The sequence below is a fragment of the Mycolicibacterium lutetiense genome (genome assembly GCF_017876775.1).
GTDB classification, from domain to species: domain Bacteria; phylum Actinomycetota; class Actinomycetes; order Mycobacteriales; family Mycobacteriaceae; genus Mycobacterium; species Mycobacterium lutetiense.
Genome location: NZ_JAGIOP010000002.1, coordinates 3,720,806 through 3,738,709, shown reverse-complemented (window position 1 = coordinate 3,738,709; position 17,904 = coordinate 3,720,806). Strand labels below are relative to the sequence as shown.

Here is a 17,904-nt window from a genome sequence, read left to right as displayed (position 1 = left end):
TGTCATCGGTGAGAATGACATTGATGCGCCTACCTGTGATGCCGCCCGTCTCACCGATGCTGGCCAAGGCGGCGGCGGTGATCCCACCGGACGCGTCCTACGAACCCAAATGGGACGGCTTCCGGGCGTTGGTGTTCCGCGACGGTGACGAAGTCGAGTTGGGCAGCCGCAACGAGCGACCGATGACCCGGTACTTCCCCGAACTCGTCGAGGCCGCCAGGGCCGAGCTCCCGCCGCGGTGCGTGGTCGATGGCGAAATCGTCCTACCCACCGCACGTGGCCTGGACTTCGAGGCCCTGCAACTGCGTCTGCACCCGGCGGCATCCCGCGTGCGCCTGCTGGCCGAACAGACCCCGGCCTGCTTCATCGCCTTCGATCTACTCGCCCTGGGTGACGACGACCTGACGGGGCGACCGTTCAGTGACCGTCGCGCCGCCCTTGTCGACGCGCTGGGTTCGGGTCGGTCATTTCACGTCACCCCGGCGACCACGGATCTACCGACCGCGCGGCGCTGGTTCGAGGAATTCGAGGGAGCCGGGCTCGACGGGCTGATCGCCAAACCGCTCACGCTCACCTATCAGCCCGACAAACGGGTCATGGTGAAGATCAAGCATCAGCGCACCGCCGACTGCGTGGTCGCCGGCTATCGGCTCCACAAGTCGGGCCCGGACGCGGTCGGCTCACTGCTGCTCGGGCTCTACACCGATGACGGCGAACTCGCATCCGTCGGCGTCATCGGTGCCTTCCCGATGGCTCGACGCCGTGAGCTCTTCACCGAATTACAGTCCCTGGTAACCAGTTTCGAGAACCACCCCTGGAACTGGGCCGCACAGCTGGCTGCCAACCCGGATCTGGCACGCCGATATGGCGGCGGCTCACGCTGGAACGCCGGCAAGGATCTGTCCTTCGTGCCGCTACGCCCCGAGCGCGTTGTCGAGGTGCGCTACGACCACATGGAGGGCAGGCGGTTCCGGCACACCGCCCAGTTCAACCGCTGGCGACCCGACCGGGATCCGTCCTCGTGCACCTACGCCCAGCTGGACCAGCCCGTCACCTTCGGGCTCAACGACATCGTGCCGGGCCTGCTTCCCGGCTAGTGGTGATCCGGCGGCTGTAGCCAGGTGGCGAGGTTGCGCACGTAATCCTTGAACACTCCAAGACGGGACGGATCGTCCCCGATCTGCCGGCCGGGCCGATCGGTGACGAACGAAGGCGCCCCATGGGCCAAATCCCAGTTGTAGTCGGCGAAGTGGTGGAAGGTCGACTCGGCAACGGCTCGCCCCATCGGCCTGCCCTCCGGCGTGCACTCACCGTCGAGTGCCACCGCGAGATTGAACTGTCTGCCGGTCGCGGTGCTGCGGCCCTGAGCCACCACCGTTGCGAACGGCACCCGGGCCGAGACCGCCCCCTCGTGAGGGTGAGCCGGGAACCACTCGATCCGGCCGGTGGCGGTTCGGGAGGTGCGTAGCAGCTGGTGCACCGGCTCCTCGACCAGCACCGGCTGGTAATCGCCGTTGGCGCCCGAGTGAAAGTTGGGCCACGAGATGCCCGGATTGTCCCGGTCGTCGCAGCGTGACTCCGGGTCCAGGCTGCCATCGTGAAACTCGTTGACCTGCCCCAACGCGCCGAGTCCCTTCAGGCAGCTGCCCAGGTCCTGATGATCACGGGCGGTGAGCACCCCGCCGCCGAGTCCGCGAAACCGGCCGATCGCCGCACATTCGCCGGGCGTCAGACCGTCGCCGACGTCGACGGCCATCAACCACAGCTGGTCGAATCCGAGCTCATCGAGATGGCTGAGCACCGGATCCTGCCCCGCATGATCGGTCCGGTTACGGGCCAGCACCTCGTGGCCGTCCGCACGCAACTCACCCGCCAGCATCGAGAATCGGCCGACATCCCAATCGTCGGGATTCTCCGTGATCGTGGTCTGCAACAGAATCGTCGCCATGCGATGAGCCTCGCTGATGCAATGACGCTCGGGACCCTTGAAAACCCGTGGTTCAACTGCTCCACGACACAGAGCGCAGCTGTCGGCGTGACCGGACACCGAGCTTGACGAAAACCTTGCGCAGGTGCCATTCGACGGTATGGGTGCTGATGAACAACTGTGCGCCGATCTCCTGATTGGTCAGCCCGTCGCGGGCCAACTGGGCGATCTGCGACTCCTGGGCGGTCAATTTGTCGCCTGAGGCCATCGGCTGTTTGCGCACCTTCTCACCGGTGGCGGTCAGCTCACGCCGGGCACGTTCGGCGAACCCCTCGGCGCCCATCTTGGTGAACATCTCATAGGCAGTGTTGAGATGTTCGCGGGCGCGGGTGCGTTGCTTCTGGCGACGCAACCATTCCCCGTAACGGAGATGGGTCCGGGCCAGTTGCACCCTGATCCGAGTGCGGCTGAGCCGCTCCACAGACTCCTCGAAGAGCACCTCGGCCTCGGTGTCGTCCGCGACGAGCGCCCGTACGGCGGCCAATACACCCAGCCCCCAATCGGTTCCGCTGGACGCCGTACACACCTCCAACCGGCGCACCGCATCCTCGGCGACATCCCGCCCGTCGGCACGCATGCCGGCCTCAACCAGCTCGATCAGGGTCCAGCAGTAGAACCCGATGTCGTGGTATTCGCATGCCCTTCTGGCAGCGGCCAAGGCCTCCTCGTACCGGCCCAGCCCGTTGTAGAGCACTGCGGCGGCATAGTCGGCCGCCCCCAGCAGCCGGCCCTCGCCCTTGGCGGTTCCCTCGGCCATGCCTGCCTCGATGAGGTCGCCCGCTTCGGTGAGATCGCCCCGCCAAGCGGCCAGTTCCACCTTGTGGTACTTCATCGGACGATGGCCGATCGCCGCAGAGATCGAGTCGGCCTCCTCCATAGTCCTTGCGGCCATGACGAATTCACCTGAATGCGTCTGTACACCGGCCTGGTAGGCAATCGCCGGCGGAAGGAGGGCCAGCGCGCCGGTGGCGCGGGCATACCCCACCATGTCGGTGGCCAGCCGGTCGACCAAATCGTCGTCCCAGATCTCATGGGCAGCGGATTCGTGCACGATCGGGAAAGCCAACGCCAACCAGTGCAGCGCCCTGCCATCATGGCGCCGGGCGTGCTCACACCACAGCTCCAGCGCGGCGCGAAGGGGCGAGGCCGCCGCGGGCAGTCCATCGATGATCAGATTCGCCATGCCGATGAGGAGTAGATCGATGGGCCGTGTCGGCCCATCGATCCGCTCGACCGCGCCGCGCGCCGCCTCGGCGGCCAGCACGAGGGCCTCCGTTTGGCTGCGCGAAGCAAACATCGCGGCGGCAAGCGCCTCCATATAGGTCTCGCGGGCCAGCTCGTCGTCAAGGTTTTCCAGCCGCTTGGCGGCGTCGAGCAGCAACGCGGCGGCCTGGCGGACCGGTGGCGCACCTGGAAAGCCGCCCCGGCTGCGGGTGAATTCCATCTGCGCCCGCAACCGGCCCACCTCGGCCCGCTGCAGCTCGGTCAACGGGTTCAGTTCAGCCAGGGAGAGCAGCTCGTAGGCAGCTTCGGGGACCGCCGCCTCACGTTTGGCCCTGGCGGCCGCGATCGCCCGTGAGCTGCGCAGGGCCGGATCGGCGGACAGGATCGCCGCCCGCTCGAGGAAGATCGCCGCGGCGGCGATTCCGCCTCGGCTCTGGGCACGCCATGCCGACGCTTCCAATTCGGCGGCCACCGCGTCGTCGGGACCGGCCGCGGCGTTGGCCGCATGCCAGGCCCGGCGGTCGGGATCGACGTCGGGGTCGGTGGCAATGGCCAAGGCCCGGTGTACGTCCCGGCGATCGGCCACGTTGGCCGACCGGTAGGCAGCCGACCGAATCAGGGGGTGGTGAAAGCGCATGCGTGATCCGAACTCGATCACCCCGGCCGCATCGGCCGGTGCCAGCGCATCCATGCCGATCCCCAAATGCCCTGCGGCCCGGGAGAACAGCATCGGGTCGCCGAGCGGATCGGCCGCGGCGAGCAACACCAGCCGCCGGGTGTCGTGAGGCAGCGACTGGATTCGGCGGACGAACCCATCCTCAACCTGACCCACCGATGGGCGCGCCGGGCCGAGCCAGAAACCGCCGGCCAGCTCTGCTGCCGGCACGTCACGCGGAATCTCCAGCAGTGCCAGCGGGTTGCCGCGGGTTTCGGCTACGACCCGGTCTCGGACCCGCTCGTCGAGCCGGCCCAGAAACACCGAGTCCAACAGCTCCCTCGCGTCGGTGTCCGACAACCCCTCGACCCGCAGCTCGGGCAGGCCGGGCAGTACGTCGGCAGCACCATCGTGGCGGTCTCGGACGGCGAACACGAGTACCACCGGCTCTGCCAGTAGCCGCCGCGCGACGAAGCCCAGGGTCTGTACCGACACCTGGTCGAGCCACTGCGCGTCGTCGATCACACACAACAGTGGCTTCTTGTCGGCAGCGGCCGCCAGCAGGCTGAGCACCGCCAGGCCGACCAGAAATCGGTCCGGTACCGGTCCGACACCACGACCGAATGCCACCGAGAGCGCGTCGCGCTGCGGTTCGGGAAGTTTGTCGAGGTGATCCAGCAGCGGTGCGCACAGCTGATGCAATCCGGCGAAGGCGAGTTCCATGTCGGACTCGACCCCGGCCACCTGGGTCACCCGAAACCCCGGCGCATGTTCGACGACATAGTCGAGCAGCGCCGTCTTACCGACGCCCGCCTCGCCGCGCACCACCAGCACCGCGCTGCCGCCGGAACGGCCACCCGATACCAGGGTTCGAAGTGCCGCGCATTCGCTGACGCGGCCACGTAGAGACGGGACTACGCCCATAGTCGCCATCACACCACCGCTCCGAATTTTGCCGAGACCTTATCAAGGGAGACCAGGTTCGGCCGATCCGGCTGCCTACTGATTCAGCCGAACCGCAGCGCCGGCGCGGGCAGCGATGCGACTCCGTGGTGAGCGAATTGTGTCCAGCGAGTCCGCATTTCGACGGAGAGCTGATTGTCGATCGCCCGCTGCGGGCCGAGCATCGGGGCGTCCGCCCAGGTCTGCGGTGAGCCGAACAGGAACGGCAATTCCATGCAGTGGCAGGCGCCCAGCGGGGCGCCGATCGGTGTCCAGTCGAAACGATAGGTGCCCACCCGGCCGCCGTGCGTTCGCCACGCCTCCGCCAGGCGCTCGGCGGGGCCGGAGAACGCCTGTTTCGTGATCGCCTTCGAACCGGCCCGGACCGCGAGCCGGCCGAGGACAGGCACCCGGTTGAGCCGGGCCATCCGAGGATCCATCGCCACGAACGGTGCCGCGTCGTCCTTGGTGTAGCCGATGAGCAGCTCGATGCGGCGCGCGGCGGCAGCGATGGCGTCGGGTACGTCGGCCGGAGCCGGCAGCGGCGTCCGGCCGAGCCGCGGTGCGAACGCAAGTCCCCCCAGGAGCCCGAAGCCCTGAGCTGCGGCGACGGCGGCAGCCTCGGCGGCCAGCAGCCGTTCGATGCTCGCCTCGGCCGGATCGGCACCGGCGAGTGAGGTAGCCATCGCCGAGCCCATGGCGTGCGCCATGTCGTCGCGCCCGTCGTCCAACTCCAGCGGGGCGCTCTGCAGGATCGCGCGGTGAAACAGGCCCTCGGCCTCGCCGGACAACATCAGCGACCAGACGGAATGCGCACCAGCCGATTGACCGAACGCGGTGACGTTGGCCGCGTCGCCGCCGAACGCGGCGATGTTCTCCTGCACCCAGCGCAGCGCGAGGATCTGATCCCGCAGCCCCAGGTTGTCCTCGCCGCTCCCGGGTGGCGCCAGATAACCGAAGATGCCGAGCCGGTAGCTCACGTTGACCACCACCACATTGCCGGCGCGAGCCAGGGCGCCGGGGTCGTACTTGGCCGACTCGCCGCTGCCCGCGACGTACGCACCGCCGTGGAACCACACCATGACCGGGAGTCGCTGCGCATCGGCCGGGGCCGTGACGGTCAGCACCAGACAGTTCTCGTTCGTCGACAGGCCCGCGAGTGCGTCGCCGGTGACCCAGCCCAGGCGTGACGGGCGCTGCGGGCAGGCCGGACCCGATTGTGTGGCGTCCCGAACCCCCGACCAAGCTGCCGGTGGTTCGGAAACCGCGAATCGTCTGGCGGTGCCGTAGCGCACACCCCGCGCGCGCACCAGTCCGTCCTCACGTTCAACCTGGATCGTGCCGCCGGCGATTCTCCGCTCTGCCATTTCCCGAACGTTAGCGGGAACAGCTTCGAACACCGGATTGACCACGTCGACAATTGGGTATCGCTGGCAAGTGAGTCGAACTTCGCCCCTTGCGCAGGAAGCCTTGGACGTCGATGAACGTCTGACGGAGATCGAGCGCGAGCTCAACCTCCTGCTCAACGTCACTCCGATCAATGGAGCCGAGGCGTGGCGGGATTTCGCGCGCTCGGGGTTCGAGTCATTACCCACCCTGCAGTCGAGACCGCTGGACTTCGACCCGGATCTGGTCAGGCGCGACCTCTACAACGTCGAGATCGAGCGCGTGGGGAACCCTGCGCTCAACTCTCTCTTCCGTGGAAAACGCGACGAGATTGCCCGGCAGGTCACCTTGCTCGAGGACCGAGGCACGTCGCGGTTCAGGTACGGCGCGCTGCAACTCTATGGAGATCCGGGCCACTCGCTGTGCGCGACGGCTCGCTCACTGCTCGATCTCATCGATCCGCAACCGATCAGCCCGACCAGCGTTACCGCCATGGAATTCGCGGAGGCGGCACGCGGGGAGCTGGAGTCGGCCTATCCGGAATTTCCCGTAGCGGTCGAGGTGCGCGACGACGTCGCCGATCTGATGGTGTTGTTCGGCAAGCTCTACATCCCTGCCACCGCGGTCTTCCGCAAGGATCGAGTACTGCCACTGATCCAGCACGAGGTAGGGACCCACGTGCTGACCTATCGCAACGGAGAGGCGCAGCCGTTGAGGCTGCTGGCCGTCGGGCTGCCGTCTTACGAGGAGACGCAGGAGGGTCTGGCGGTGCTGGCCGAGTACGTCGTAGGAGGGCTCGATCCCCGACGCATGCGCGTGCTCGCCGCGAGGGTCGTTGCCGCATCGATGATGTTGGCTCACGCGGAGTTCGTCGAGATCTTCCATCACCTGACCGGCGCCCATGGCTTCGCGCCCCGCACCGCGTGGTCGGTGACGAGCCGCGCAACATTCGGCGGAGGTTCGACGAAGGACATCATCTATCTGCGCGGTATCGAACGAGTCCTCGGGTATTTCGCCGAAGGACGCAGCATCGAGCCCCTTCTCGCCGGCAAGCTCTCGCTCGACCATGCACCGCTCGTGGAGGAGCTGATTCAGCAAGGTGTTCTCGAACCGCCGCGGGCGCGCCCACGCTGGCTGTCCGCGCCCGGGGCGCAAGTGCGGCTCGAACGCATGCGCGGCGGCATGAGTCTCGCAGACCTACTTGAAATGGATGTGGCCGCATGAGGATTGCATTTCTGGTCAATCGTGCGGAGACCGAGGTCGACGAGTACGCGACCACCCGCCTCGCGAAGGCGGCCGCCCTGATGGGCCACGAGGTCTGGTACGTCGGGCTGAGCGACGTCAGTATCGGCGAGCCCGACGGTCAGATCGGGGCGCACGCACGTCCCGGCATCGCCCGGGGTGAGGACACGCTGACCGCGTTCGTCGATCGCATGAAGGAGAGTTCGGCCGAGCGCATACGCATGGACGAGCTCGACGCCGTGTTTCTGAGGAACGACTCGGTCGAGGATCGGCAGGATCGGCCGTGGGCCAGCAGCTTGGGTTCCATGTTCGGTCAGCTCCTCGTGGCGCACGGCGTCACCGTGGTCAACGACCCCGCGGTGCTCATGCGCGCGGCGTTGAAGGTATACCTCGACGAGTTTCCGGCGCAGATCCGCCAGCGATCCCTGGTGACGCAAAACGTGGACGACGTCCGGACCTTCATCTCGTCGGTGGGACGCTCCATCATCAAACCGCTGTGCGGCGCGCAGGGACGCAACGTGTTCATGATCGTCGGCGACGACGAGCCCAACTTGAACCAGATGATGGAGTCGGTGCTGGAAGACGGCTACATCTACGCCCAGGAGTACGTCGAGGGCGCCGAGGACGGCGACATGCGGATCTTCCTGCTCGACGGAGAGCTCATCGAGGTCGACGGACGTCCCGCCGCTTTCCGGCGGGTGCCAGAGGGGAACGACCCGCGAGCCAACATCTGCAAGGGCGGCAAGGTTCAACCCGAAGAGGTCACCAAGAAGCAGCGCGCGGTGATCGAGGCGATGCACGACAAACTCGCGCAAGATGGGATGTTCTTCGTCGGCATCGACATGATCGGCGACAAAGTCATCGAGATCAACGCCGAGAGTCCGGGCGGTCTGCAGGCGATGGAGCACCTGTACGGAGTCGACATCTGCCCGGTCGTGATCGAGGCGCTGGAGCGCCGGAGTAGTGCGTGAGTGGCGGGTTTACCGACCGCCCGGTTCGGGCACGCCAAACATATGTCTGTAACCGCATTCCAGGACCTGCCACTGGCCGACCGGGACCGCGAATGGGACCGCGACGCCGCCGAGAGGCGCGTCCGCAAGTGGGCCGATGCGCAGGACGAACCCAACCAGAAATACCGCGATGCACACGTCTGGTACGACAAGGACGAGAAGGACAACTTCACCGCCTACAAGCTGCTGATCGCCGATGTGACCGGTGGCAAGCTCGAAGCGGTGCCGCGCGGCGTGATGGCCGCGGGCGGGGTCATGAACGGCGCACGAGGCGGTGTCGACCTGCCGGAGGACGACATCGACCGGGTGAAAAACCACCTGGCCAAGTACTACAACAAGATGGGCGAGACAGCGCCCTGGGAGCGTCGTTAGCTAGATTGCGGGCGTGAGCCTCACCCGCGCCGGGCGCTTCGCGCCGAGCCCGTCGGCCGACCTGCACATCGGCAATCTGCGCACGGCGGTACTGGCCTGGTTGTTCGCCCGGTCCACCGGAAGGCGATTTCTCTTGCGGGTCGAGGACCTGGATGACCGGACCTTTCCGGAGATCGGCACGCGTCAAGTGGCCGACCTGACCGCGATCGGGTTGACCTGGGATGAGCCGGTGGAGTGGCAAACGGGTCACCAGGACCGCTACGACGCCGTCATCGAGCAGCTGCGGACCGACGACCGATTGTACGAATGCTATTGCAGCCGAAGAGATATCGCCCAGGCGCCGCGGGCCCCACATGCCCCCGAAGGCGCATATCCGGGCACCTGCCGGGACCTGACCGACGCCGAACGCGCGCAGTGCCGCGCGGAGACCGGTCGTCCGCCCGCGCTGCGGCTGCGCACCGACACCTTCGTCCGCACCGTCACCGACCTCCTGCACGGCACCTACACCGGGATCATCGACGATTTCGTGGTGCGCCGCGGCGACGGCGTCCCCGCCTACAACCTGGCCGTCGTGGTCGACGATGCCGCCGGTGGCATCGATCAGGTGGTACGCGGCGACGATCTGTTGAGCTCGTCCCCGCGACAGTCCTACCTGGCCCGCCTGCTCGGCTACCCGGAGCCGATCTACGCTCACGTCCCGTTGGTGCTCAACGAAGACGGCGCCCGGCTGGCCAAACGCGACGGGGCGGTCACCCTGGCCGAAATCGGCGCCGACCGTGCACTGGAGCAGATCAGCGCATCGCTCGGGTGGCCCGCCTGCGATGTGAACGGAATGCTGGACCGGTTCGACCCGACCGCGCTACCGCGACATCCGTGGATATACCAGCCGGGCTGAGCAGAAACCTGCAGAACCTCCCGCGCCCCTGTTAGCGTCCGGCCGTGCGCTCCCGACGAATTCCACTGCTGGGGCTCCTGCTGATCGTCGCGGTACTGCTGGCCGCCTGCGGCGGGAAGGCCGGCACTACTGACGAACCGCTGAGTTCGGCCGGCGTGCTGCGCGTCGGCACCGAAGGCGTGTACTCCCCGTTCAGCTACCACGACCCCGCCACCGGTCAACTCGTCGGCTACGACGTCGACGTGGCCCGCGCTGTCGGCGACAAACTCGGTGTCCGAGTCGAATTCGTCGAAACACCGTGGGATTCGATCTTCGCCGCACTCGAGGCCAACCGGTTCGACGTAGTGGCCAACGAGGTCACGATCACGCCGGAGCGGAAAGCCAAATACGATCTCTCCCAGCCCTACTCGGTCGGCGAGGGAGTAATCGTCACCCGTGCCGACGACAACTCGATCACGACGCTCGCGGACCTGAAAGGCAAGGTCGCCGCCGAGAACGCCACCAGTAATTGGTCGGAGATCGCCCGCAAGGCCGGCGCGCGTGTCGAAGCGGTCGAGGGGTTCAGCCAGGCGATCAAGCTCCTCAACCAGGGGCGGGTCGATGTCGTCGTCAACGACAGTATCGCCGTCTACGCGTATCTGGCCGAGACGAACGACACGTCGGTCAAGATCACCGGAAAAGTCGGGGAGAAGAGCGAACAGGGCTTCGCCGCGCGCAAGGACAGCGGCCTGCTGCCCGAACTCAACACCGCACTCGACGAGTTGCGGGCCGATGGCACGCTGGCCGCCATCTCGCAGAAGTACCTCAAGACCAACGCGTCCGGGGCACCCGCGGAAGGCACCCCGGCTGTCCGGTCGACATGGCAGCTCATCGCCGACAATCTGTGGCCACTGGCCAAAGCGGCCCTGACGATGACCATTCCGTTGACGATCATCAGCTTCGTCATCGGCCTCGTCATCGCCCTGGCCGTGGCGCTGGCCCGGCTGTCGCCGAATGTGGTGCTGAGCAACATCGCCAGGTTCTACATCTCGATCATCCGCGGGACGCCGCTGCTGGTGCAGTTGTTCATCGTGTTCTTCGCGCTGCCCGAGTTCGGGGTGAAGATCGACCCCTTCCCGGCCGCCGTGATCGCGTTCAGCCTCAACGTCGGCGGTTATGCGGCCGAGATCATCCGCTCGGCAATCCAGAGCATCCCGAAGGGACAGTGGGAGGCCGCCGAGACGATCGGGCTGAATTACGCCGGCACGCTGCGGCGCATCATCCTGCCGCAGGCCGCCCGGGTGGCGGTACCGCCGCTGTCGAACACCCTGATCTCACTGGTCAAAGACACGTCACTGGCGTCGACGATCCTGGTGACCGAACTGCTGCGGCAGGCCCAGATCATCGCGGCACCGACGTTCGAGTTCTTCGCCCTCTACGGCACCGCCGCGATCTACTACTGGGTGATCTGCCTGGTGCTGTCGTTCGGCCAGAGTCGCCTGGAACGCCGACTGGAAAGGCATGTGGCGCGATGACCACAGAACGCGAAGACCGGATCGTCGCCGCCGATGTGCACAAGGCCTTCGGCGACGTCCGGGTACTCAAGGGTGTCTCGTTCACCGTGCCGCGGGGCACCGCGACGACAGTGATCGGCCCGTCGGGTTCCGGCAAGACCACACTGCTGCGCACCCTGAACGCCCTCGATGTCGCCGACTCCGGGGTGATCCGGGTCGGGGACACCGAACTGGACTTCGCCAAGCCGGTGCCCAAGGACCAGCTGCGTCGCTACCGCGCACAGAGCGGCTTTGTGTTCCAGTCCCACAACCTGTTTCCGCACCGGACCGTGTTGCAGAACGTCACCGAGGGCCCCCTCGTGGTGCAGAAGCGTCCGCGAGACGAGGTGCTGGCCGAGGCCACCGAGCTGCTGGGCCAGGTGGGGCTCGCCGACCAGCGGGACAAATATCCCTACCAGCTCTCCGGTGGCCAACAGCAGCGCGTCGGGATCGCCCGGGCCCTGGCGTTGAAACCGAAAGTGGTGCTGTTCGACGAGCCGACCTCGGCACTCGATCCGGAACTCGTCGGCGAGGTGCTCGCGGTGATCCGGGACCTGGCTGTCGAAGGCTGGACCCTGGTGATCGTCACGCACGAAATCCAGTTCGCCCGACAGGTTTCCGATCAGGTGCTGTTCACCGACCGCGGGGTGATCCTGGAGCAGGGGCCACCCGCCGCGGTGATCGGCGACCCGAAGGAGGAGCGCACCCGCCAGTTCCTGCAGCGGATCCTCAACCCGCTGTAGTTCCCTGCGGTGATCAGCCGACGGGCGAACAACCCTTCGCCGCGCGCTCGGCGGCAGCCAACAGCTCGTCGCGGAACTGCGGATGCGCGACCGCGGCCAGCGCCTCGCCGCGCTCACGGACCGTCAGGCCCTCCAATTCGGCTGCGCCGTACTCGGTGACGATCACATCGACGTGATGCCGTGGCGTCGTGATCACGGCGCCGGGACCGAACCACGGCACGATCCGCGACCGAAGCACGCCGTCCTTCTCGAACGTCGAGGGCAGACAGATCAACGAGCGGTCCGACAGCTCGAGCCCGGCACCGGCGACGAAGTCCTCGGCCCCGCCGATCCCGCTGTACTGATTGCCGTCGATCGTGTCGGCGACGACCTGGCCGTGGACGTCGACCCCGAGCGCACCGTTGATCGTGACCATGTCGTTGTTGGCACCGATCACCTCCGGGGAATTGACGATCTCGACCGGCAGGAACGCGACGTCGGAGTTGCCGTCCAGCCACGCATAGAGCTCGGTCGAACCGAACGCGAAGGTCGTCACGCTCACCCCGTCGTACAGGCCTTTCACGACATTGGTGACCTTGCCGGCACAGTGCAGCTGCATGCAACCATCGGTGAACATCTCGCTGTGCAGCCCGTAATCGCCCCCGTCACCCTCGGCGAGCAGTGTGGCGATCTGGCTGGGAATCGAGCCGATACCCGTCTGCAGTGTCGCGCCGGACGAGATGAATCCGACGGCGTGCCTCGCGATCGCCCGGTCGACGTCGGTGGGCGCCGCTGAGGGCAGCGCGAGCGGTGCGTCGGTCGAGCGCACGAGGACGTCGATCTCGTCGACGTGCAGCGCATGCCGATACCCGTCGAGCCCGAACGTCCGCGGATACCCGTCGGACACCTCGACGACGAGCAGCCGCTGCGGATCGGCTCCGGCCCGGCGCAACTCGCCCACCGTGGCACCGGCATGCAGCGACAGAGAGCACCAGCCGTCGGCGTCCGGCGGCGTCGCGACCGTCGTCATCACCCGCGGTGCCTGACGTTCGAGCAACGGCGCGAACCGGCGGAAATCGGCGGGCGCGAATTCCACCTCGGCGCCCGTATCCCGCAACATCCGCTCGAACGGACCGAAGAAGCCGGACAGGTAACTGACCCCGGGCCGGGTGAACAGTTCGGTCCCCACCCCGAGCAATGCGCCGTAGACGCGCAGGTCCGTCCAATCGGTGCGCTCCCCGAGTGTCCGCAGGAACGCCGGCGGCTGGCCGGGCCCCAGCGGGATCCCGAGCGTGTCGACGGCAGTCAGGCGCTCCGCGGCCTGTTCAGCGGTGAGCTCTTCCGGCATGGCGTCACTCTTCCACACCGCATGGTCGGATTTCCGCCAGCACCTCGGCATGTGTGCTCATAGCGTCTCCGGCATGACACCGCAGCCAGAAGTAACCCGAATCACCGTGTGGTTCATGGCGTTTGCCGCAGCGCTTGGCACGGCAGCGATCTATCCACTCCAACCCGCGATATCCGATGTCGCTGACAGTCTTGACATTTCGGTTGCCCACGTCGGTGTCGCGCTGGCATGCGGTCCCGTCGGCTATCTGCTGGGGCTCGCGATGCTGGTACCGCTCATCGACAGATTCCCGCCGAATCACGTACTTGCAGCGCAGTTCGGCGCCCTGGCCGTAGCCCTGGCAGCCAGCGCCGCCGCCGGCGCCCCGTGGGCCCTGGGGCTCACCGTCGGGGTGATCGGCGCCTGTTCCACCGTCGGCGCGCAGCTGAGCTCGATCACCGCGCGCTTCGTCCCGGACGGCCGTCGGGCGACCGCGTTGGGCGTTGTCACGGCGGGCATTTCGGCCGGGATCATCGGTGGCCGAATCGCCGGTGGTTGGCTGACGGAAGTGGCGGGATGGCGGGGTGGCCTGCTTGTGTTCGCCCTCGCGTGCGTCATCGCCGCACTCGTCTCGCTGCGGACACTGCCCGCCACGGCTGGTTCCGCCACGGGCAGCTATCTGGAGACGCTTCGCGGTCTGCCCGGCCTGTTCCTGCGATTCCCGACGTTGCGTATCGCCGCGGTACGCGGCGCGCTCTGGTTCTTCGCATTCTGCGCGGTATGGGCCGGACTCGCAGTCGCGCTGGCACAACCGCCGTACTCCTATTCAGCCGAACGGATCGGCATGTACGCCCTTGCCGGCCTCCTCGGTATTGTCGCGACGCGCATCGCCGGCGCGTGGACCGACCGGGTGGGCGCACGACGCGTGACGATGATCGGGCTGGTCGTTGCTGCCTTCGGCGTGGTCACCGTCGGCGGGTGTCTGTCGAATCCCCCGGCCACCCTCGTCGGCCTGGCCGTGTTCGACGCAGGCCTGTTCGCCGCCCAAGTGGCGAACCAGAGCACGGTTCTGGCCATCGATCCGGCCGCCCCGGCCCGGTTCAACAGCGCCTACATGGTGGTGTACTTCGTGGGTGGCAGCCTGGGCACCGCCTTCGGCGCAGCCGCTGTCGGGTGGCTGGGCTGGCCGACGACCGCAGGTGTCACCGCCGCGGCGATCACTCTGGCGATACTGCTCACCGCCACCGGCCCTGTCGCCGCGGCAAGCGGGACCGGCCGCTCAGCTCAACGCACGGAGGCGCCGTAATACCGCCCCAACACGTGCGCGCGCAGCTCATCGAACTCACCGGCGACGATCGATGCCCGGATCTGGTCGACCAGCCGGATCACGAACCGCTCGTTGTGGATCGTGCACAGCGTCGCCGACAGCATCTCCTTGGCCTTGAACAGGTGCCGGATGTAGGCGCGGGAGTAATTGGCGCAGGTGTAGCAATCACATTCGGCGTCGATCGGGGTGAAGTCGCGCTTGTACTTCGCACCGGTGATGTTGTACCGCCCTGTGGCCGAATACACCGCGGCATTGCGCGCCACCCGCGACGGCGACACACAGTCGAAGGTGTCCGCACCGGCGGCGATCGCGTCGAACAGGTCATCGGGCTCGCTGATCCCGAGCAGGTGCCGCGGCTTGTCAGCAGGCAACTCGCTGCTGCACCAGCCGACGATGGTGGCCAGATTCTGCTTCTCCAACGCGCCGCCGATGCCGTACCCGTCGAAGCTCAGCCCCTCGGCGGCGCCTGCCTGCTCACCGATCGTGGCCAGTCCGCGTGAGGCCTGGCGGCGCAGATCCTCGTACTGAGCGCCCTGCACCACCCCGAACAGCGCCTGCCGCGGCCGCTCCGGCGTCAGGGCCTGCAGCCGGTGATGCTCGGCCAGGCATCGCACCGCCCACTCATGGGTGCGCTGCACCGAACTTTCCTGGTAAGCACGGGTGTTGACGAGCGTGGTGAGCTCGTCGAACGCGAAGATGATGTCGGCGCCGAGTTGGTTCTGGATACCGATCGAGACCTCCGGGGTGAACCGGTGTTTCGAACCATCCAGGTGCGAGCGGAACGTGACGCCGTCGTCGTCGACGTGCGCCAACCGTTCCTTGCCCTTGGCGATGATGTCGTCGGCCTGCAGCCGTTCGGTGTCCATCGCCAGAACCTTCTTGAACCCGACACCCAGCGACATCACCTGGAAACCACCGCTGTCGGTGAAAGTCGGGCCGGGCCAGTTCATGAACGCCCCCAGCCCGCCGGCCTCGGCCACGACATCCGGGCCCGGCTGCAGGTAGAGGTGGTAGGCATTGGCCAGAACCGCTTGGGCTCCAAGCTCTTTCATGGTCTCGGGGAGCACCGATTTCACGGTGGCCGCAGTCCCGACCGCGATGAACGCCGGAGTGTGGATATCGCCGTGCGGAGTGTGGATGGTCCCGACCCGGCCGAGTCGGCCGGGCAACTCGGCCTCCACGGTGAAATACGGCTGGTCCACACCTGGTATTCAACCGGATGCGCGTCCGATTTCCGTCATGGGGGCGGACGCGGCCATACTGCGGACGTGAACTTGGTCAAGAACCGCGGAATCGTCGTCGCCACCGGATGTGCTGTGTTTCTGGCCGCAGTCGCCGGATGTTCCTCCCAGGATGCGGATTCTTCGGGCAATACCGGCCAGGGCCGCGTCACTTTTGGTCCGAACGACGCCGGTCCCGTCACCAGCGTCGATTGTGAAAGCCAGAACGGGTTGACCACGATCGGCATCAAGGGCAAGATGCCGGCCTCCGTGGTGCTGACCGACGGCGAGGCGCCGGTGGTCCAGTCGGTGAACATCGGCGATGTGAACGGTGAGGGAGCGTCGCTGACCTACCTCTCCGGCCTGTCGGGTGCGCCGGTGGTGGCCGCACGCGACGGCAAGGGCTACACGATCACCGGTACCGGCATGGGCATCGACCCCAACCAGCCGGGCACACCGGTGGACATGCCGTTCGACATCGCCGTCACCTGCCCCTGAGGAAAGTCACGATCGCCTCGGCGAGCTCCTCGCCGGCATCTTCCTGCAGGAAATGACCGGCGTTCGCGATCACCGGGTGCTCGATCCCCTGCGCGCCGCGCATGTCCCGCTGGAAAATGGGTGCCATCGCTCCGGTGATCGGGTCACTGTCGCTGAACGCCACCAGCATCGGGGTTTCGCTGGACGCCAACGTTTTCCACGCTGACCGGTTGGCGGCCGAGGCCGGATCGTCGGGTGTGGTGGGCACCAGACCAGGCATCGCACGCGGACCCGCGCAATAGGTGTCGTCGGGGAACGGCGCATCGTAAGCCGCTCGGACCTCATCGCTGACCGGACGACGGCAACCCGCCGCGACGAACCTGCCGACGTCGATCGTGGGCAGGTTCTGGATCGCGGTGCGGAACTGCCACCAGATCTCGGGCATCGGGATGTCGCCGGTGGGCAGCCCGGTGTTCGCCACGACGATGTTGGCGAACCGGTCCGGGTGTTCGGCAGCCAGGCGCAACCCGATCAGGCCGCCCCAGTCCTGACCGACCAACGTCACCCGTCGCAGATCGAGGACATCGAAGGCCAGCGTCCGCATCCACTCGACGTGCCGCGCATAACTGTGGTCCTCGATACGCGTCGGTTTGTCGGACCGGCCGAAGCCGACCAGGTCCGGACAGACGACGCGGTGGCCCGCCGCGGTCAGGATCGGGATCATCCGCCGGTAGAGAAACGACCAAGATGGTTCCCCATGCAACAACATGATGGGGTCGGCATCTAGTGGCCCGGCCTGCACCCAGGCCACCCGCAAGCGACCACCGTCGTCGTCATCGATCTCGGAATACTCTGGCGAGTAAGGAAATTCGGGCAGCTCACCGAAGCAGGCATCGGGCGTACGCAATATCTGCATGGGGCTGAACTTACGACCGTCCCGCAGCCACTACGAACAATTCGGCCAAATCCACGCCTACGACCTGCACGAACCCGAATACTTCTGCCTGACAGTCCGCCACTGGAGACGGGCTGCACAACCGTGAGGAGAGCAGTTGTGAAGCGTGAGTTCCTGGTAGCCATCGGCGGCGCCGCGATTGTCGTCGCAGGCCTGTCCGGCTGTTCGTCGAGCGACAAGAAAGACAGCGCCGAGACGAAGTCCCCCGCAACGGCGTCGGCGACAGCCTCGGTCGAGGCCGGCGACGCCACTGCGACAACCGGCACGGGCACCGCCCGGGTCAGCATCGACGGCAAGGAGCACAAGCTCGAGGGCACAGTCGTATGTGCCACGGTCGCAGGCAATGTGAGCCTCACCGTCGGACAAGGCATGTCCGGAGTGACTGCCACGCTCAGCGAGGGCGACCAGCCGTCGGTGACCGCCGTGGCACTCGGCAATATTGACGGCGTCAACCTCGCCTACACCCCCGGCGTGCCCGGCGGCAGCGCCGAAGCCACCAAGGATGGCAACAAGTACATGATCAAGGGCGAAGCGACCGGCGCCGGTGGAACGGGCATGGTGACCAAGCCTTTCGAGCTGGAAGTGGCCTGCCCGTAACCGGAACTTCCACCTGACAAAACTCTGACATAGT

Annotated in this window: 16 protein-coding genes; 10 read left to right on the top strand and 6 right to left on the bottom strand. The window is 66.8% G+C overall.

The window, feature by feature from the left end; translation table 11 throughout:
* The first annotated feature begins 23 nt into the window (after window positions 1–23).
* Entirely contained in the window at window positions 24–1,097 is a 1,074-nt protein-coding gene (locus JOF57_RS27265) for an ATP-dependent DNA ligase (protein ID WP_209922337.1), read from the top strand.
* Here the strand turns inward: JOF57_RS27265 and JOF57_RS27260 are convergent.
* From JOF57_RS27260 to JOF57_RS27250, 3 genes are all read right to left on the bottom strand, one after another.
* Window positions 1,094–1,948, bottom strand: a complete 855-nt coding sequence (locus JOF57_RS27260; RefSeq protein WP_209922334.1) for a hypothetical protein — start codon at window positions 1,946–1,948, stop codon at window positions 1,094–1,096. The two genes, JOF57_RS27265 and JOF57_RS27260, sit on opposite strands and share 4 nt — an antisense overlap.
* A gap of 52 nt (window positions 1,949–2,000) precedes the next feature.
* A complete protein-coding gene (locus JOF57_RS27255; protein ID WP_209922332.1) occupies window positions 2,001–4,799 on the bottom strand; it encodes an ATP-binding protein in 2,799 nt (932 codons plus the stop codon).
* A 74-nt stretch (window positions 4,800–4,873) separates the two neighbouring features.
* Entirely contained in the window at window positions 4,874–6,175 is a 1,302-nt protein-coding gene (locus tag JOF57_RS27250) for a carboxylesterase family protein (protein WP_209922330.1), read from the bottom strand.
* A 70-nt stretch (window positions 6,176–6,245) separates the two neighbouring features.
* Between JOF57_RS27250 and JOF57_RS27245 the strand changes: the two genes are divergently transcribed.
* From JOF57_RS27245 to JOF57_RS27220, 6 genes are read left to right on the top strand one after another with little or no spacing between them, the layout of a single operon-like run.
* Window positions 6,246–7,418 carry a peptidase MATCAP family protein gene (locus JOF57_RS27245; protein WP_209922328.1) on the top strand — a complete coding sequence of 391 codons (1,173 nt, stop codon included), beginning with the start codon at window positions 6,246–6,248 and terminating at the stop codon, window positions 7,416–7,418.
* The gene (locus tag JOF57_RS27240) at window positions 7,415–8,407 is read left to right on the top strand and encodes an ATP-grasp domain-containing protein (protein ID WP_209922326.1); all 993 of its coding nucleotides are present in this window, start codon (window positions 7,415–7,417) and stop codon (window positions 8,405–8,407) included. Before JOF57_RS27245 ends, JOF57_RS27240 begins: the two co-directional genes overlap by 4 nt.
* A 42-nt stretch (window positions 8,408–8,449) precedes the next feature.
* Window positions 8,450–8,818, top strand: coding sequence for a hypothetical protein (locus JOF57_RS27235; protein ID WP_209922324.1), 369 nt, complete (start codon window positions 8,450–8,452; stop codon window positions 8,816–8,818).
* A 13-nt stretch (window positions 8,819–8,831) separates the two neighbouring features.
* Window positions 8,832–9,713 (top strand): tRNA glutamyl-Q(34) synthetase GluQRS, encoded by an 882-nt coding sequence (gene gluQRS, locus JOF57_RS27230; RefSeq protein WP_209922322.1) that lies wholly within the window; start codon window positions 8,832–8,834, stop codon window positions 9,711–9,713.
* A gap of 44 nt (window positions 9,714–9,757) precedes the next feature.
* Window positions 9,758–11,227 carry an ABC transporter permease subunit gene (locus JOF57_RS27225; RefSeq protein ID WP_209922320.1) on the top strand — a complete coding sequence of 490 codons (1,470 nt, stop codon included), beginning with the start codon at window positions 9,758–9,760 and terminating at the stop codon, window positions 11,225–11,227.
* Window positions 11,224–11,988: an amino acid ABC transporter ATP-binding protein gene (locus JOF57_RS27220; RefSeq protein WP_209922318.1), complete on the top strand. Its 765-nt coding sequence runs from the start codon at window positions 11,224–11,226 to the stop codon at window positions 11,986–11,988. The genes JOF57_RS27225 and JOF57_RS27220 overlap by 4 nt, the downstream gene beginning before the upstream one ends.
* Before the next feature lie 13 nt (window positions 11,989–12,001).
* Here JOF57_RS27220 and JOF57_RS27215 read toward each other — a convergent pair whose 3' ends face one another.
* Window positions 12,002–13,315: an acetyl-CoA hydrolase/transferase family protein gene (locus JOF57_RS27215; protein ID WP_209922316.1), complete on the bottom strand. Its 1,314-nt coding sequence runs from the start codon at window positions 13,313–13,315 to the stop codon at window positions 12,002–12,004.
* 73 nt (window positions 13,316–13,388) lie between these two features.
* On the opposite strand from JOF57_RS27215, the gene JOF57_RS27210 reads away from it, so the two are divergent.
* A complete protein-coding gene (locus JOF57_RS27210) occupies window positions 13,389–14,600 on the top strand; it encodes an MFS transporter (RefSeq protein ID WP_234938263.1) in 1,212 nt (403 codons plus the stop codon).
* On the opposite strand, the gene tgt is transcribed toward JOF57_RS27210, so the two are convergent.
* Window positions 14,579–15,823, bottom strand: coding sequence for a tRNA guanosine(34) transglycosylase Tgt (gene tgt / locus JOF57_RS27205; protein ID WP_209922314.1), 1,245 nt, complete (start codon window positions 15,821–15,823; stop codon window positions 14,579–14,581). The genes JOF57_RS27210 and tgt overlap by 22 nt on opposite strands.
* A 66-nt stretch (window positions 15,824–15,889) precedes the next feature.
* Here tgt and JOF57_RS27200 point away from each other — a divergent pair, with 66 nt between their 5' ends.
* The gene (locus JOF57_RS27200) at window positions 15,890–16,339 is read left to right on the top strand and encodes a lipoprotein LpqH (RefSeq protein WP_209922312.1); all 450 of its coding nucleotides are present in this window, start codon (window positions 15,890–15,892) and stop codon (window positions 16,337–16,339) included.
* Here JOF57_RS27200 and JOF57_RS27195 read toward each other — a convergent pair.
* Window positions 16,326–17,234, bottom strand: a complete 909-nt coding sequence (locus JOF57_RS27195; RefSeq protein ID WP_209922311.1) for a haloalkane dehalogenase — start codon at window positions 17,232–17,234, stop codon at window positions 16,326–16,328. The genes JOF57_RS27200 and JOF57_RS27195 overlap by 14 nt on opposite strands.
* 138 nt (window positions 17,235–17,372) lie before the next feature.
* On the opposite strand from JOF57_RS27195, the gene JOF57_RS27190 reads away from it, so the two are divergent.
* Entirely contained in the window at window positions 17,373–17,870 is a 498-nt protein-coding gene (locus JOF57_RS27190; RefSeq protein WP_209922309.1) for a lipoprotein LpqH, read from the top strand.
* Window positions 17,871–17,904 lie beyond the last annotated feature (34 nt).